The 1,047-nt window shown below is 63.7% G+C and carries 2 protein-coding genes; both read right to left on the bottom strand.

The genetic code is table 11. The annotated features are described in order from the left end of the window. Window positions 1–614, bottom strand: a 614-nt coding sequence (locus GJ668_RS19780; protein WP_186343238.1) for an IS630 family transposase, incomplete at its 3' end; no start/stop codon positions are given. A 59-nt stretch (window positions 615–673) separates the two neighbouring features. Further along, window positions 674–940: a helix-turn-helix domain-containing protein gene (locus GJ668_RS19775; RefSeq protein WP_155451793.1), complete on the bottom strand. Its 267-nt coding sequence runs from the start codon at window positions 938–940 to the stop codon at window positions 674–676. Window positions 941–1,047 lie beyond the last annotated feature (107 nt).

Below are 1,047 nucleotides of genomic sequence, written 5' to 3'. Positions count from 1 at the left end.
GGCAACGGTTGGAGGGTGATCGACAGCTCCTGAGCGAGCTCGCGCACGGCCCCGGCGCGATGATAGGAGGCGCCATCCCAGAACAGGACAATCTCGCCATTGGGGTGGTGCTCGCGCAGCCGGCGCAACACCGTCAGGGTGTGCTCGGTGTTGGCGCGGGGGAAATCCCAGATGTCCACCTGGCCGGTGTTGTAGACATACAGCCCATAGAAGCTGACTTTGGCCGACAGCCCGGGGCTGTGGGAGCCGACCCACAGGCGCTCTCCAGTCGGCGCCCAGCCATAGCCCAAATCGGCGTCCTGATGGATGTGGGCTTCATCGAGATAGATCATCAAGGGCGCCTCTGGACCCAGGGTGCGCTGGAGGATCCCCTGGAGACGCTCGACGAAGGCTTCGCGCGCTGCCGTGGAGGCGCGATTGAGTAACGCCTTGGCTTTCTTCCACGAAAACCCCAGGCGCTTGAGCGCCCGACGCACCGTTTCGCGGCTAACACGGCGCTCGAACGTGCCCTCGATCCACTCCACCAAGCGTTTGAGGGTCCAGCGCGCTGGCGCCGTGTGCGCCTCCAACGCCTCATGAGGTACCAACCGCCCCGTTTCCGCTTCGCGCTGCATCGCCGGCGCCGCGGCGGCCGCTACACTGTCACGGATGAGTCGATCCAGCGCCGCGTCCTTCAACGGGTCAAAAAAGGGGAGACACCGCCCGTGCGCACAAACTCCAGCGCCGCCGGGCCCTCGGCATTGTAGCGATGCACCCAACGGATCAGGGTTTGCAGATGACGCCCAAGGCGACGGGCCACCGCCGTGGCGCCTCGACCCTGTTGCGTCAGCTCGTACAAGGCCAAAAACCGCTCGCGCGTGCGTGCATGCGCCCCCGTCAGCGCCGCCTCCCGAAGGTCATCGGCGGTTTGGTTCCACTTAGCTAGATCCACTTTGAGCATAAACGAAACGACTCTGGTGTGTCAGAATTGGAGGGCGAGCCAACGGCGACTCAGTTCATGTGGACAGCGTATCACAAAAATTACGCATCTCTGACTGGACGTGGTTT

Source organism: Allochromatium palmeri, from assembly GCF_009720725.1.
Taxonomy (GTDB): domain Bacteria; phylum Pseudomonadota; class Gammaproteobacteria; order Chromatiales; family Chromatiaceae; genus Thermochromatium; species Thermochromatium palmeri.
The sequence above is the reverse complement of the archived record's forward strand: the minus strand, read 5'-3'. Positions and strand labels throughout refer to the sequence as shown.